General features: G+C 62.9%; 14 protein-coding genes. 12 read left to right on the top strand and 2 right to left on the bottom strand.

Going from position 1 to position 14,560, the window contains the following annotated elements; all coding sequences use genetic code 11:
* Positions 1 to 121: 121 nt before the first annotated feature.
* The 4 genes from CK218_RS20050 to CK218_RS20035 are packed head-to-tail and all read left to right on the top strand — an operon-like array spanning position 122 to position 4,729.
* On the top strand, positions 122 to 514 hold the full coding sequence (locus CK218_RS20050) for a response regulator (protein ID WP_067000929.1): 393 nt from the start codon (positions 122 to 124) through the stop codon (positions 512 to 514).
* A complete protein-coding gene (locus CK218_RS20045; protein ID WP_095828631.1) occupies positions 514 to 2,265 on the top strand; it encodes a YaiO family outer membrane beta-barrel protein in 1,752 nt (583 codons plus the stop codon). Before CK218_RS20050 ends, CK218_RS20045 begins: the two co-directional genes overlap by 1 nt.
* A gap of 2 nt (positions 2,266 to 2,267) precedes the next feature.
* Complete coding sequence (locus CK218_RS20040) at positions 2,268 to 3,305, top strand: HEAT repeat domain-containing protein (protein ID WP_095828630.1); 1,038 nt, start codon at positions 2,268 to 2,270, stop codon at positions 3,303 to 3,305.
* On the top strand, positions 3,302 to 4,729 hold the full coding sequence (locus tag CK218_RS20035; protein WP_179294543.1) for a glycosyltransferase family 2 protein: 1,428 nt from the start codon (positions 3,302 to 3,304) through the stop codon (positions 4,727 to 4,729). Before CK218_RS20040 ends, CK218_RS20035 begins: the two co-directional genes overlap by 4 nt.
* Positions 4,730 to 4,744: 15 nt before the next feature.
* Here CK218_RS20035 and CK218_RS31175 read toward each other — a convergent pair whose 3' ends face one another.
* Complete coding sequence (locus CK218_RS31175) at positions 4,745 to 4,996, bottom strand: Hpt domain-containing protein (RefSeq protein WP_280950830.1); 252 nt, start codon at positions 4,994 to 4,996, stop codon at positions 4,745 to 4,747.
* Between the two features lie 85 nt (positions 4,997 to 5,081).
* On the opposite strand from CK218_RS31175, the gene CK218_RS20025 reads away from it, so the two are divergent.
* Positions 5,082 to 5,843: a class I SAM-dependent methyltransferase gene (locus tag CK218_RS20025; protein WP_245435098.1), complete on the top strand. Its 762-nt coding sequence runs from the start codon at positions 5,082 to 5,084 to the stop codon at positions 5,841 to 5,843.
* A gap of 156 nt (positions 5,844 to 5,999) precedes the next feature.
* Positions 6,000 to 7,772 (top strand): SLC13 family permease, encoded by a 1,773-nt coding sequence (locus CK218_RS20020; RefSeq protein ID WP_095828627.1) that lies wholly within the window; start codon positions 6,000 to 6,002, stop codon positions 7,770 to 7,772.
* A gap of 49 nt (positions 7,773 to 7,821) precedes the next feature.
* Here CK218_RS20020 and CK218_RS20015 read toward each other — a convergent pair whose 3' ends face one another.
* A complete protein-coding gene (locus CK218_RS20015) occupies positions 7,822 to 8,901 on the bottom strand; it encodes a mechanosensitive ion channel family protein (protein WP_095828626.1) in 1,080 nt (359 codons plus the stop codon).
* A gap of 670 nt (positions 8,902 to 9,571) precedes the next feature.
* On the opposite strand from CK218_RS20015, the gene CK218_RS20005 reads away from it, so the two are divergent.
* The 6 genes from CK218_RS20005 (at position 9,572) to CK218_RS19980 (ending at position 14,417) form a co-directional block, all read left to right on the top strand.
* Positions 9,572 to 10,348 carry an amino acid ABC transporter ATP-binding protein gene (locus CK218_RS20005; RefSeq protein ID WP_067330146.1) on the top strand — a complete coding sequence of 259 codons (777 nt, stop codon included), beginning with the start codon at positions 9,572 to 9,574 and terminating at the stop codon, positions 10,346 to 10,348.
* An 86-nt stretch (positions 10,349 to 10,434) separates the two neighbouring features.
* Entirely contained in the window at positions 10,435 to 11,208 is a 774-nt protein-coding gene (locus CK218_RS20000; protein WP_095828625.1) for a transporter substrate-binding domain-containing protein, read from the top strand.
* Positions 11,209 to 11,262: 54 nt separating this feature from the next.
* Positions 11,263 to 11,976, top strand: coding sequence for an ABC transporter permease subunit (locus CK218_RS19995; RefSeq protein WP_095779996.1), 714 nt, complete (start codon positions 11,263 to 11,265; stop codon positions 11,974 to 11,976).
* Between the two features lies 1 nt (position 11,977).
* Positions 11,978 to 12,697: an ABC transporter permease subunit gene (locus CK218_RS19990; protein WP_067329696.1), complete on the top strand. Its 720-nt coding sequence runs from the start codon at positions 11,978 to 11,980 to the stop codon at positions 12,695 to 12,697.
* Entirely contained in the window at positions 12,685 to 13,038 is a 354-nt protein-coding gene (locus CK218_RS19985) for a cupin domain-containing protein (RefSeq protein ID WP_067329699.1), read from the top strand. Before CK218_RS19990 ends, CK218_RS19985 begins: the two co-directional genes overlap by 13 nt.
* A 47-nt stretch (positions 13,039 to 13,085) precedes the next feature.
* Positions 13,086 to 14,417 (top strand): FAD-binding oxidoreductase, encoded by a 1,332-nt coding sequence (locus tag CK218_RS19980; protein ID WP_095828660.1) that lies wholly within the window; start codon positions 13,086 to 13,088, stop codon positions 14,415 to 14,417.
* The last annotated feature ends 143 nt before the right edge of the window (positions 14,418 to 14,560 follow it).

Here is a 14,560-nt window from a genome sequence, read left to right as displayed (position 1 = left end):
ATACCATGGCCCAATATTCATCTAGTGATTGTGTCGAAATGCGGCCGCCGCGAATCGGCTTTATCTAAGATCGCGCGGCGTCATCACTCCGGGGGGCGACGGAACCGGAGCAGGACTGGTGGTGGATGGAGCGAAGGCAAGAGTTCTGATCTGCGATGATGATCCCTTGTTGCTCGAGCTGATGGAATTCAGGCTGAGGGCGAAGGGATACGAGGTCATCAAAGCGGTGGACGGCGCCGAGGCGCTGGCGAAGGCGGAGCAGGACGGCCCCGACATCATCGTGCTCGACGCGATGATGCCCAAGGCCGACGGCATCGAGGTGCTGGCGCGCATCAAGGGCGACCCGGTGCTGTCGAAGACTCCGGTGGTGATGCTGACCGCGCGCAAGGCCGAGAAGGACATCGTTTCGGCGCTTGAGAAGGGCGCCGACGATTATCTGGTGAAGCCGTTCATTCCCGAGGAGCTACTGGCCCGGCTGGCGCGTCTCATCGCCCGCAAGGGCGGGAAGCGCTGATGCGGCGCGGCCGGCACTCAGCCTTTGCCGCATGCCTGATCCTGGCGATCGCCGCCGCTCCCGGCGCGGCGCTGGCGCAGACTGTCGACGAGCTCTACGCATCCGGCGTCAAGGCCAGGCAGGCGCAGCATTTCGACGAGGCCGCCGATCTTTTCCGGCGCGCGCTGGCGTTGAAAGCTGACAATGCCGACGCTCTTGTGCAGCTTGGCTTCGCCGAGCTCGGCCGCAACGATCTGCCGGCGGCGCGCGACGCCTTTTCCACGGCGCTTTCCCTTGCCCCGGCCTATCGCGATGCGAGCTTCGGCATGGCCCAGGTCGAATTCCGCTCCGGCAATCTGGATGCGGCGCTGCCGCTCGCCGAGAAGGTCGCTGAGGCAGAGCCCGGCAATGCCGACGCGGCAGCGCTTCTAGAGAACATCCGCAAGGCCAAGCGGGCCAGCCAGGCGAAGCCGGTTCCGGCTGCCGCGGCGCCGGCGAAGAAGCCGCCCCACCGGCGGCCCGATCCCGTCGCCATCCAGTTGGAGCAGGGCAGGCGGTTGCGGGCGGCGGGAAAGCTGCCCGAGGCCGAGACCGCCTATCGCCGCGCGCTCAAGCTGTCGCCCAGGAACACCGACACCCTGGTCGCGCTCGGCCTCGTCGTGGGCTCCAGCCAGCGCTTCGACGAGGCCGGGCGGTTCTTCGACCGGGCGCTTGCGATCAGGCCCGGCCTTCTCGACGCGCGGCTGGGCAAGGTCCGCCTGGCGATCTGGCAGGGCGACGCGCCGCCGCGCGCCCGCGCCCTGGTCCACGATGTGCTGGCCTCGGCGCCGGACAATGTCGAGGCCCTCAACCTTGATGCCAGAATCGCCTTGCTCGAGGCCGACTACAAGCGGGCCGGGCAATCGTTGCAGCGCGCGCTGGCGCTCGATCCGCGCAATGCCGAGGCGCTGGTCGGGCTCGGCGATGTGCGCCGTGCCGAGGGCGACGACGAGGCCGCGCGGCAGGCCTACGGCCTGGCGCTCGCCATCGAGCCCGGTTCCGCCGATATCGAGCAAAGGCTGGCCGTGCCGCCGCCGCGCAAATGGCGGCTCGACCTCGGCAGCGAGGTGAGCGATCTCACCGACGGGCTTGGCGACTGGACCGACAGTTCGGCCGGCCTTTCCTATCGGCTATCGCCCCAAACGACGATCTCCGGCCGCACGCGGCTCGCCACCCGCTTCGGCAACACCGACGTCCAGATCGAGGGCCGCGTCGACCAGGCCTTCTCGCCGGCCTTCTCCGCCTATGCGCTGGCCGCGGCGACGCCGGATGCCGACTTTCTGGCGCGCTATTCGATCGGGGCCGGCGCTTCGTGGCAGGTCGTGGCGCCGGCGAAGGTCTTCGGCCCGCTTTCGCTCAACGTCGACGCCCGCTACGACAATTTCGCCGACGCCGACGTCACCAGCATCCAGCCCTGGCTGCAGGGCTATCTCCTCGACGGCCGTCTGGGGCTTTCCGCCCGCTGGGTGCATGCCGAGGACGATATCGGGACGCGCGCGGACGGCTATGTGCTTCGCGCCGACCTCGCGGTGACGCCGCATGTCAATCTCTTCGGCGGCTATGCCGACGCCCCCGAAATCTCCGACGGCACGCTGGTGCCGACGCGCACCGTCTTTGGCGGCATCTCCTTCGACGTCAGCGATCCGCTGACGCTGCGCGCCAGCATCGCGCATGAACAACGCCCGACATTCGACCGAAGCATATTCGGGCTCGGGCTGACCGCGCGGTTCTGACCATGTGGTACGTCTGGAATCTCTCCATACTGCTCAGCGCGCTCTCCCTGGTGATCATGCTGTTTTTGATCGCGCGCCGTTTGCTGCGGGAGCGCCGGGACGCCGCCAGAGCCGGACAGCGGCGGCAGCTTCTGACGGCGCTGATCGCCTTCACCGAAGACCGCGACCGCCAGACGCTGAAAACGGCCATTCTTTCGGTGCCGCCGGGCGTGGCGATCGAGGCCGGCTTCGAGTTCGTTTCGCTGCTGCGCGGCGAGGAGCGTGACGATGTCCTTGTCGCCTTCAACGAATGCGGCCTGCCGGCCCTCGTCGGCAGGCAGCTGGAACGGGGCAATGTGGCCGAACGCATCCACGCGGCCGAGATGCTGGCGGCGCTGGGGTCGCAGAATGCGACGGCAAGCCTGCTTTCGGCGCTGGACCAGGACCGCTCGCGCGAAGTCAGGATCGCCGCCGCCATCGCGCTCTGCGATCTCGGCAGCCTGCCCCTGCTCGGCGTCGCGCTGGACAAGATAGGCGTGGCGGGACAGCGCTCGCGACGCCTGATCGAACTGTTCAGGCGCTTTCCGCGCACGCGCTTCAACGAGCTTGCGATCCATGCATCGCGCGTCGACGCGGTGCCCTTCGTCAGGGCGGCCGCGATCGACGCGCTCGCCCGCGCCGGCGGCTTCGGCTTTGCCGCCTTCTTCGCCGGCTTGGTCGGCGATGCCTCGCCCGAGGTTGTCGCCGCGGCGCTGCGCGCGCTGGGCCTCACCGGACACGCCGATGCGCCGGCGATCCTGACGAGCGCGATGGCAAACGACGACTGGGACGTGCGCGCCGCCGCCGCCGAGTCCGCGGGACGCCTCGGCCTTCCCGAACTTGCCGCGCCGCTGTCCAGGCTGCTGGACGACGAGGTCTGGAACGTGCGCTATGCCGCCGCCAACGCGCTGCGCTCCTTTGGCCAGCCGGGCGAGCGGCTGCTGCGCCAGATCGCCGACAGCGAGGTCTCGCGCAGCCAGCGCACCGCCTCGCTCATTCTTGCCGAGGGGCCGGCCGCATGATTGCCGACTGGAGCGACGAGATCGTCCTTGCCGCCACCATCCTGTCCTGGTTCATCATCGCGGCGGGGCTGGCGCAGACGACAATCTATCTGCTGCAGCTCGTCCTCGCCGGCTATGCGCTGTCCAAGCGCCCGCCGGTGGCGCGCTCGGCGCTGCTCTGGCAGCGCTACGGCGAGGTCGCGCCGCCGATCGCGCTTCTGGTGCCGGCCTATAATGAGGAAGTGAATGTGGTGGAGAGCGTCCATTCCATGCTGGCGCTCGAATATCCGAATTTCGAGGTCATCGTCATCAATGACGGCTCGAAGGACCAGACCTTGCAGCGCCTGATCGAGGGCTTCAAGCTGGTGAAGTTCCACCGTCCCTACGAGGACGCGCTGGCGCACAAGCCGATCCGCGGCCTCTATTCCTCGCCGATGACCGAGCGGCTGTTCGTGATCGACAAGGAGAATGGCGGCAAGGCGGACGCGCAGAATGCCGGCATCAATGTCTGCCGCGCGCCGCTCTTTTGTGTGATCGACGGCGATTCCATCCTCGAGCCCGATGCGCTGATGCGCGCCGCCCAGCCCTTCATCGACGATCCCGAGCGCACCATCGCGGTGGGCGGCACGATCCGCATCGCCAACGGCTCGAAGATCGAGGCCGGCAGGGTGCGCGAGGTGCATCTGCCGCGCCGCCTGCTGCCGCTCTTCCAGGTGGTCGAATATCTGCGCGCCTTCCTGATGGCCAGGCTTGCCTGGAGCAGCGTCAACACGCTGATGCTGGTTTCCGGCGCCTTCGGCATGTTCCGCCGTGCCGAAGTGGTGGAGGTGGGCGGCTTCACCAAGGGCTCGATGGGCGAGGATCTCGACCTTGTGATCAAGCTGCACCGCCACATGCGCGACAAGAAGCGCAAATACCGCGTTCAGTTCATTCCCGAGCCGGTGTGCTGGACCGAGGCGCCGGAAACGCTGAGCGTTCTGGCGAGGCAGCGCACGCGCTGGCAGCGCGGAGCGCTCGAATGCTTCTTCCGCTACCGCGCCATGTTCCTCAACCCGCGTTATGGCCGCGTCGGCTTCCTCGGCTTCGGCCACATCTTCATCGTCGACGTTTTGGGGCCGGTGGCGGAGGTGCTGGGCTATATCCTGATCCCCGCCTTCTGGCTGCTCGGCATCCTGTCGGCCGAATATCTCCTGGCCTTCACCTCGCTGATCTTCACCTATGGCGTCTGCGTCAGCGTCTGCTCGCTCATCCTGGAGGAGGCCGAGCTGCAGCGCTTTCCGCGCGCCAGGGATCTCGCCGTGCTGACGGCGGCCGCCGTGATCGAGAATTTCGGCTACCGCCAGCTCAACAATTTCTGGCGCGTGAAGGGCTGCTGGCAGTTCTTGCGCGGCGACCAGGGCTGGGGCGAGATGACCAGGACCGGCCTCGGCGCCGCGAAGAAGTGAGCCGGGCTGGCGGCGTCAGGCCAGCGTCCGCTCGATCTCCGCGATTAAGGCATCGAGCGCCGCGCGGACATCGACGCCATCCGCCTGCTCGATGAGCAGCGTCTCCAGCTCTGACGCGCGCACGCTGATCTCCGCAAAGCCGAAAGTGCCGGCCGCGCCGGCGAGCGAATGGGCAAGCTTGGTCAGGTCGGAGCCGGGCAGCGTCTCGCGCGCCGCCTGCAGCTCCGCGAGCTGACCGGCGCAGCGGGTGAGGAAACGTTGGCGCAGGGGGGCGAAGGGATCGGTTGAGATGGAGATTCTCCCGAGAATGAGGAGATATTGAAACAGAAAGCGGGGCGAAGCGGAATGGCGAATGGGGCTACTTATCGCTCATCTGTCGCCTTGCTTGGCTGCGTCACCGGCCCCGCCGGTTACGCTGCGTTTAGCGCCGCCGTATAAGGAAGGGGATCCGGAGGGCAGCACGCCGATGTTGGACAATTACGAGGTGGACCGATTTGGCGTGATCCACCAGATCGACTTCACGCCGATCAAATACGACAAGCAATATATTTCCTATTACGAGGACCTGAGCGACCGGACGATCAAGCTCGGATATCAGCGGCTTGGCTGGGTGCTGGGATTGACCGGCGCGATCCCCCGCTCGGTGCTGGAAATTGGATACGGCACCGGCACGTTCATCGAAGCCGCGAAGATAACCGGGGTCGCCGATTGCGCCGGCTACGATATCGCCGAGTTCCCGCTCCCCGCGGGGGTCCGCTTTGTCGGTTGGGACGAGGCGCTGGCCAGTTCCTGGGATCTGGTCGCCATGTTCGACGTGCTCGAACACATCCCGGATCTGGGTTTCCTCGACCGCCTGCAGACCCGGCACCTGGCCGTCGCCGTCCCGTACTGCCGCTGGCGCGAGCTCGGCGCCGACGGCGACGCCTGGTTCCGAAGCTGGCGTATGCGTCTCCCCAACGAGCATTTGCACCACTTCGACCGCGACTCGCTGGTCACACTGCTCGCCCACAGCGGCTTCGACTGCGTGACGCTGAACTGCTTCGAGGACGGCATCAGGCTGCGGCCCGGCGAAGCCGGCCCGAACATTCTGTCCGGCTTCTTCAGCAAGCGATAGGGCAATTTCGCCCGCGCGCGAGGGCAGGGCCGGGCGAGGGGGCCGCGCTCATGCGCGATGGCCTTCAGCTCCGCCAACAGCCCAAGACCGTCGGACCAAAGCAACAAAGGAGCAGTCTGGGCGTTCTGATCAGCCGCTTGCGGAGCAGCCGAAGACATGACCATGCCGCAAATCCTATCGTTCGCCATCACCTTCGTGATGATGGCAGCGTTCGTATGGGGTCGCTATCGCTATGATCTCGTCGCTGCCGCGGCGCTGTTGCTCGCTCTCGCCGTTGGGATTGTGCCGTTTGACAAAGCCTTCAGCGGGTTTAGCGACGATATCGTGATCATTGTCGGCAGTGCCCTGCTGGTGAGCGCAGGCATAGCCCGATCGGGCATCATGGAACTCGCCATCGCCCGCTTTGCCCCGAAATTGTCGGGAGTTCGCTCGCAACTGGCGCTGCTGGTGATCGTGGTGACGTGCCTTTCTGCCTTCGTCAAGAATATCGGCGCGCTGGCGATCATGATCCCGATCGCCTTTCAGTTCGCGCGCCGGTCCGGCACCTCGCCATCGATATTTCTGATGCCCATGGCGTTCGGGTCATTGCTCGGCGGTCTCATGACGCAGGTGGGCACGTCCCCGAACATCGTTGTCTCCCGGGTGCGAGAGCAGCTGACCGGAACGGCGTTCACAATGTTCGACTTCGCGCCCGTTGGGGCTGCTGTCGCCGCCGCCGGAATGATCTTCCTGCTGTCTTTCTATTGGCTGTTGCCGGTGCGCGAAAAGCTCGGCGGGGCGCTGAATGAAGCGCTCGACATCAAGGACTACCTTACAGAGGCGCGAGTTGTCGGCGATTCCACCGTGCTTGGGAAAACCGTCGCCGACGTCATGAAGCTTGCCGGAGGCGATGCCGTCGTGACGTCGATCCTGCGCAATCGGACGATGCGGATGACGCCGCTGCCCGATGCTGTCCTGAAGGTGAACGACATCCTGTTGCTCGAAGGCGACCCGGCGGCGCTCGATCGCCTTGTCTCGCAAGGCAAGCTCAGCGTCACGGGCGATCGGGTGAATGAAGAGGTCACCACCAGCGAGATGGTAGCGATCGAGGCCGTGATTGGCGAAAGCTCGCCCTTGATCGGCTGGACCGCCCAGCGACTTGCCCTCTACGATCGCTTCAACGTCAACCTCCTGGCTGTCAGCCGTCGCGGCCAGCGCCTCGACCGCAGGCTCGCCAAGGTCGAGCTAAGGCTAGGCGACGTCGTCGTGCTGCAGGGCAATGCAACCACAATGCCCGAGACACTGCGCGGACTAGGCTGCCTGCCGCTGGCGGAAAGGCCCATCCTTCTTGGCAGCGTTCGCAAGGGTATCGTGCCCGTGGTCATCCTCGCCCTTGCCATGCTCACGACTGCCGTTGGTCTGCTCCCGGTTCCCGTCGCTTTCTTTGCGGCCGCGGTCGGGATAGTGCTTTTCAAGGTCATACCGCTCCGCGACGTCTACCAATCGCTGGATGGCCCAATCCTCGTGATGCTCGCCGTTCTTATCCCGGTGAGCGATTCGCTGCGCACGACGGGGGCGACCGCATTGGTCGCCGCGGAGCTTGCCAGGTTCGGGACCATTCTTCCGGCGCCCGGCGCACTGACGCTCATCCTCGTTGCCGCCATGGCCGTGACGCCGTTCCTCAACAATGCCGCCACCGTGCTTGTCATGGCGCCCGTCGCGTCGGAATTCGCCGCCGATCTGGGCTACAGGCCGGAAGCCTTTCTGATGGCTGTCGCCATCGGCGCCGGCTGCGACTTCCTCACGCCGATCGGGCACCAATGCAACACCCTTGTCATGGGGCCGGGAGGCTATCGTTTCAGCGACTATCCGCGTCTGGGGCTGCCGCTGTCGTTCCTTGTCGTCGTTGTTGCCGTGCCGATGCTGGCGATCGTCTGGCCAATGAACTGACAGGCCATGGACGGATACGAACGACTTGGCTGTACAAAAGCCAAAAAGTTCACCGCAAATTGCTCTTCGGAAACAGCACGCGATCGGGTTCTGCATTCATTCGCGCCAGCATTTCCTTGATCAAGCGTGTCTTGGTGCGGCCCGCTTCCTTCGGCGGCACGAGGTAGCGCACGATGGCTTCGAGCCAGGTATTTTCGCTGACGCGAAAATGAACCACCGGATGCTCCTTCACTTGCAGCTCGTCCACCGGCGTTTTCGACAGGATGTCCTTATAGACCTTCACCTTCTGGCTCATGATGTCGCCGATCTGCTCGTCCACGACCTCTCGCATGGTTTTCGCCACGAATTCCAGGTCGCTGTCGTAGGCGAGCTGGAACTTGATTTCGTTCCAGACATAGGGAAACAGCGGCCAGGAATAGTTGAAGACCGGCGTGTCGAACACCGTGGAGTTGGGGAACTTGATGACGCGTCCGCTCGGATGATCGGTCCAAAGATGTTCGCCGCCGAATTCCCATAACGTCGTGTCGAGATAGCTGACGTCGATGACGTCGCCATGGGCATCGCCGATGCGGATCCGGTCGCCGACGCGATAGGGCGCCCTGGCCAGAATATAGATCCAGGCGATGAAGCTGGAGATCGGCATTTGCAGCGCGAAGCCGAGTGTCAGTGAGATCAGCCCGAGCGAAACGACGGCGGCGTACCAGTTCACGAACAGCACCGAGATGGCCACGAAGACGACGGCGACCACGACGATCAATCGAAAAATTCGTTTCAGGTTGAAACGCGAAACGCGATTGGGAATTCGGCCGATGAGAAAGACTTCGACGATGTTCGCTATCGTCAGCATGACGAAAATGAGAAGGCCGCCCCAGACATAGTTCAGCACGCGGGCGCGCAAAGGCGCCTCAAACCATTCCACGCGCCAGTTGATGAGAAGTTGGACGGCAAAGAGCAGCAAGGCAGCGGTCGCGAAACCAGCCGTCCACCAGAGGTCTTCTTTCCGAAAGCTGAAGCGGAACTTTTCCTCGGGCTTTTTCGCCTGCTGCTGGATCGTTTTCGGATCGGCAGTCTGCTGCGCGGCCCGTTCCAGCCGGGAAAGATTCTCCTGTTCCTTGTCGCGCCGTTCCATGGATTCGCCATCCGATGTCGCATCAACATCGAGCAGCGGCTAATCGTTCCGCGACAGTGGCGTTCGATGAGGCGCTCGCGGCGCGTGAGACCGCGTCGCCATGCTCGACGTGCTCGAACCGGATCTGAGTGTCCTCGGCCGCCTTAAGACCCGTCACCTGGCCGCCGCCGTCCCTTGTTGCCGCTGGCGCGAGCTTGGCGCCGACGGCGACGCGTGGGCGGCCCGGCGGAGCGGGCCCGGCCATTCTGTTTAGGAAGCGATAGGCGAGTCTATGTTCGCCTGAGGCCGGGCGAGGGGCGGCTTATCTGCGATGGTCTTTATTCCGCGAATTGGATCCGACGCGCCAAATGTAAGCTGTTCCTGCAGATTTTTCTCGCAACCAATTTGATCTATCTTGACACCGGTTGCGATACCAATGTCATATTGGTCCTAAGAATCCCGAGATTGGTTTCAAATAGTTGCTAGAGGCAGCGAGCCGATGAACGTGACTGACAGCAAGGGATATCGAACCGTTTCGAGGAGGAGCGCCATAGACGGCGCCGTCACCGACGAAAGTGGGAGCGATGGTCACAGTCGCCTAACACTTAACGAACTCGCGCAGACGATGGACAGCCGGGGCCAGCCCCATGTTGAGAAGGTGCGATCTGAATGGAACCGAAGACGCCATGACATGGCCCCGGTTCTAAAGGTCCATGAACTCAGTAAGAATTTCGGCGCGGTCAGGATCCTTAACGACGTCACTTTCCAGATGGCGGAAGGGGAGGTCATATCCCTTATCGGCGCGTCTGGCTCGGGAAAGAGCACGTTGTTGCGCTGCATAAATTTTCTGGAGACGCCGACCTCAGGGAGGATCGAGGTGATGGGCGACGCAATCTCCATCACCACCAATCGACCGGGCAAGAGCGAAATCACCAACCGCGCGAAGATCCGGCTCTTTCGCCAGCGGACTGGCATGGTGTTCCAGAACTTCAATCTCTGGCCGCACCGGACCGTGATCGGCAACGTGACAGAGGCGCTCGTCTACGTGCTCGGGAAAGGAAGGCGGGAGGCCGAGGATATGGCGCTTTCGGCGCTTTCCAAGGTGGGGATGGCCGAATTCCGCGACCGCTATCCCAGTCAGCTTTCAGGCGGTCAACAACAGCGCGTGGCGATCGCACGGGTGCTGGCGATGCGACCAAAGATCATGCTTTTTGACGAGCCCACATCCGCGCTCGATCCGGAACTCGTGGGCGAGGTGCTGAAGGTGATCCGCACGCTGGCCGAAGAGGGGGCGACCATCCTTCTCGTCACCCATGAAATGCGGTTTGCGCGCGACGTGTCGAGCCGAATGATATTCCTGCGCAAAGGTATCCTTGAGCAGGACGATGCGCCGGAAGAGTTGTTTCGCAACCCTGCCTCGGAGGCGGTGAAACGGTTTCTCTCCAGCGTCATGCCAGCCGCCGCGTGATCGCGGTTTTCTTCAGCAGAACAAGAAAAGGGGTAACACTCATGCTTTCAGTTCAAACGTTTCGTTCGATTTTCGTATCCGGTTTCATGCTCGCCGCCGCAGTCGGTGCCGCGCGCGCCGAGGAAGGCGTCCTACGCGTCGGCACGGAAGGGGACGCGCCGCTGTTCAGCATGGCCGACGCCAACGGAAACGTCACCGGCTTCGACGCCGACGTTGCCAACGGTATCTGCGCCGAACTCAAGTTGAAGTGCAAATTCGTGGTGCAGGCTTTCAGTTCGCTGGTTCCCTCCATGGATAGCGACCGCTTCGACGTGATCATTTCCGGCCTTGGCATCACTGCCGAGCGCCAGAAGAAGATCGACTACTCCATCCCGTACGCCACCACGCCGCTCTATTTCGTGGTCCCCAAAGATTCCGCTCTTGCCGGGCTCAAGAGTCTCGAGGAGATCGAAAAGGCGCTCGCGGGAAAGAGTGTCGGCGTCGTGACAGGCACGACCTATGCCAAATTCATCGGCAAGCGGGCGACCAGCGCCGATCTCAAGACTTATGATGCCACCACTCAGCAGACCGCTGATCTTGCGGCTGGCCGCCTGGATGCCGCTTTCGGCGACTCCCCGACCTGGATGGATTTCCTCGCTACACCGGACGGCGCCAACTTCACGAAGATCGATGTGAAGATTACGGCGATGAGCGATCCTCAAACCCTCGGCCACGGCATGGGTGTCGGCATGCGCAAGGGGAATGCCGAACTCAAGGCTAAGGTAGATGCCGCGCTCTGCAACATGATCGATGGAGGTAAGATCAAGGAGTCTTCCCTCAAGTGGTTCAAGGACGACTACACCATTCCGTGCAAGAAGTGATCCTCTCGCAACAACTGGCCGTCGCAGCCCGCGGCGGCCCGACGGGTGTCATCCATGTTTGAAACTATCTGGTTGCTGGTTGTGGAGCAGGGCTGGGGACTCGCTTTGCTGCGCGGCGCCTTCGTGACGATCTGCATCGGGCTGGTCGGCATGATGATCGGGTTGATCGCAGCCGTCCCGTTTGCCATAGCGCGCTGGCAGCGGGTCCCGGTGCTGTCCCAGATGATCGATGTCTACAGCATCGTCGTCCGCGGCGTGCCGGGTCTTCTTGTGATCTATCTCCTGTTCTTTGGCTCTGTCGACTGGGTGCAGAAGATAGCCGTTGCCTTCGGCTACCGAGACACGGCTGAAAGTGCCTACCCGTCCATTATCGGCATCCTCGCCATCGCGACCATTTCCTGCGCCTATTCGATCGAGGTGATGCGAGGCGCTTTGGAAGCCGTTCCCAACGGTCTTCTTGAAGCCGCGAAATCTTTGGCGTTGCCTCGATCGGTCGCCTTTTTCAGAATCACGTTGCCGCTCGCGTTGAGGCTTGCTCTCGGCGGGATCAACAATGTCTGGCAGATGACGATCAAGGATACTTCACTCGTTTCCATCGTCGGCATGCAGGAACTCATGCGTATGGCGGCTATCGCGGCGGGCATCACGCGCTCGCCACTTCTCTTTTACTGCATCGCTGCCTCGCTGTTCTTCGCCATGACAGCAGTCAGCCAGACCCTGTTCGGCCTGGCTGAGCGCCATATCAATCGCGGCTTCAGCGGAGGTTAGAATGGATTTCACCATTATTGCCTATGCGATTCCGTTCCTTCTCACCGGCGCAAAGACAACGCTTCTGATCTCGGTGTTCGGCGTGGGCTTAGGACTGCCATTCGGCATCCTGGTGGCGCTCGCGCGCACTTCGCGCAATCGCTTGGTTTGCACGGCGGCCGACGCCTATTGCGCCGTCTTTCGCGGCACGCCCATGCTAGTGCAGATATTCGTGATCTACTACGGATTAGGGCAGGTCGGGTTCTTTCGCTCCAACCCGGTGATTTGGTGGCTGATCGGCGACGGCCTGCACGCAGCCATTCTCGCGGTCCTGTTGAACACCGGTGCCTACACAGCCGAAATCTTTCGAACCGCGTTTTTATCCCTGCCGCGCGGGCTGATCGAGGCGGCGGAAGCCTGCGGCATGTCGCCTTGGATTATCTTGCGCCGGATCAAGTTCCCGCTGGCTTTGCGACAAGCGCTGCCATCCTACAGCAGTGAGGTTGCCATCATCGTCAAAGAATCCAGCCTCGCTTCGACCATCGCTGTGCTCGAAATCACCGGTTGGGCCAAACGCCTGATGAGCGAAACCTTCGCCATTATGGACATCTTCATCATCACCTCCGTCTTCTACCTCACCCTCAATGTCGTCGGACTGACTGCCTTGAAGCTTTTGGAGCGGCAACTTTGGTTCGAACGGCGTTCAACGCGCAGAAAGGCCACATCCCTATGTCCAAGTTGACGTTCATCGACCAGAATGTGCTTCCGCGCCCACGCGAAGGGCAGCCTCTGCCCGACCGCCTTGTGGAGGGCGATCCACGTTTTCTGAGCTGGGATATCGCCCAGACCGCAGACGGCGCCGTGAAGGCGGGGGTCTGGGAGGTCACGCCTGGCGCCTATCGTTCGATTAAGGGCGAGACTTTCGAGTTCTGCTACATCCTTTCGGGTGTCTCCGAACTCACTGAGGATGGCTGCCCGCCGCGCCGCATCGCGGCTGGCGACGCCTTCGTCATGCATCCGGGATTCACCGGCGTATGGCGTGCTATCGAAACCACGCGCAAACTCTGGGTCTCACGTGATTGACCGGTTTGCGCTTGCCCGCCGATCCGACCAAAAGCTGGTATGTTCCCATGACCGCCGATTCCGCTGGCCCCTTCAAATCCACGCCCTATTGGTGGGAGGATTGCACCTTCTCTCCCCTCCCAGTCCGCCGGGTCGCCTCCAAATGCGACGTGGCGATCGTTGGGGGAGGCTATGCAGGACTTTCGGCGGCCATCGAGCTTGCTCGTCCCGGTCGCAGTGTTCAGCTTTTCGATCGCCAGTCGCTGGGGCAGGCGGCTTCCAGTCGTAATGGCGGCATGGCGAGCGGGAGCATTCGACCCGGGCGCAAGGAATTGATCAGAAGATTCGGCGAGGCCCGCGCCACCGAGATCCTGATGGAGGGAAAGGCCGCACGGGAAGACCTGTGGGCCTTTCTGAAGGAGGAGAAGGTGGAGTGTGACTTCCATCTCTCCGGCCTGTTCGTGGGCGCGATCAACGCTGATGAATGCGACGAACTCAGCCGCTCCGCCGATCTACTGCGGCGCTTTCTGGGCATCGAGGCTCATCCCGTTGGCCGGTTGGACGTGCCGACCTATATCGGGACGGATTTCTACACGGGTGGATTCGTGCGGATGGATACCGGTGGCCTGCATCCGGCCAAGCTGCTTGCGGGTATTATACGGGTGGCAATGGCAACCGGAGCGGTAATCCATGAGAACACAGCCGTTACGGGAACCATCGCCGAGGCCGGCGGGGTCCGTGTGAGAACGTCGCGCGGTGACGTTCTCGCCAGGAAGGTGCTGATCTGCACGGATGCCTATACCGACGGCTTCGATCCTTGGCTGCGACGCCGTATTGTGCCGGTGCGCAGCCGCATAATCGCTACCGAGCCATTGGCAGAAGGCGTGATGGACCGGTTGATGCCGAAGCGCATGATGTATGGCGATATGCGCCAGCTCAGCTATTACTATCGCCCTTCGGCGGACGGATCGCGCATCCTCTTCGGCGGCAGGGACGGCACCACGGCGGGTGACGCGCTGGCGCCGACCACCCATTTGCGCAGCGAACTTGGCCGAATTTTCCCCGAACTGAGGGGCGTCGGCCTGACGCATAGTTGGTTTGGCCAGGTCGCCATGCATCGCGACATGGTGCCTCGGATTTTCACCTCGGGCGATACGGTTTACGCCACCGGCTTCTGCGGCTCCGGAGTGGTCTGGGCCCGCTGGCTGGGCAAGAAGGCCGCCTTCAAGATCCTCGGCGAAACCGAAAAGGCGCAGTCCGCCTTCGATTTCGACCCCGCTCCGAAGGCCGTGCCGTTTTACCGCGGCAAGCCATGGTTCATCCCGCTTGTCTATTCCCTTTACGAATGGCGGGATAAACGTGCGATGCGCCGTCGCCAGCCCGAAGCAAAGAGGCGATAACCTTGCTCTTCCTTGGCGACGGGCCCGCCGCGTACAGGAACCTCATCTTGTCTGGATGGCGCGCACCGCGTCCGTCTTGAAAACAGTGTCAGATGCCCCGCCTTGAATAGAACGACAAGCGATTAGCGTTCGAACGCGCCATT

Source organism: Mesorhizobium sp. WSM3879 (assembly GCF_002294915.1).
Lineage (GTDB): Bacteria > Pseudomonadota > Alphaproteobacteria > Rhizobiales > Rhizobiaceae > Mesorhizobium.
The sequence above is the reverse complement of the archived record's forward strand: the minus strand, read 5'-3'. Positions and strand labels throughout refer to the sequence as shown.